Source organism: Salinimicrobium oceani (assembly GCF_012037645.1).
Map to the genome: position 1 here is coordinate 1 of NZ_JAAVJR010000451.1, position 498 is coordinate 498.

The 498-nt window shown below is 46.0% G+C and carries 1 protein-coding gene and 1 pseudogene; both read right to left on the reverse strand.

What is annotated here, in order from left to right:
- A pseudogene (locus tag HC175_RS17685) lies at positions 1-191 on the reverse strand (pirin family protein); the annotation flags it as partial.
- Between the two features lie 62 nt (positions 192-253).
- The coding region (locus tag HC175_RS17690) for a cupin domain-containing protein (protein ID WP_479685238.1) at positions 254-498 on the reverse strand (245 nt) is incomplete at its 5' end.

The following is a 498-nucleotide window of genomic DNA, read 5'->3' on the forward strand; positions in this document are numbered from 1 at the left end:
GAAAGCCCAATGTGCGGATGGGGCAATACATCCATGGATTTCTTCATGTCGGGGCGCAGTGGTACCGGCCCGCCGTGGTCCATAAAAATGAAGGGGCCCACCATTCTCTGCTTCCGGAAAGGTAAGATCCGTTTTACCTGCATGCCTTCTCCCAGGGATGCCTGCCGGGCCTCAATTACCATTTTTACCATATTTTCCTGTTTTTAGAAAGCGCAATCCAGCCCTATACAGACCGGTCTTCTTTTTTGCTTTTTCAAGTTACGGTCTTATGGCCTTTCCCTTCTGTATCTTCCATAAGCAGGATCTCCCCTACGCCAAAGTTTCTTTTATCTCCAGGAGAAGTTTCGATCTCTATTTCCCCATCCGGCAGAAAAATGTACTGTTTATGCGGCGCATTATGAAAAGTGAAATCATAATAGGGTAAAACTTCTCTAAAACAACTCCGGTAGCCGGCAAAAGTTCTGATAAAGATCCTATTTCTCCTGAGGCTTCTAATGG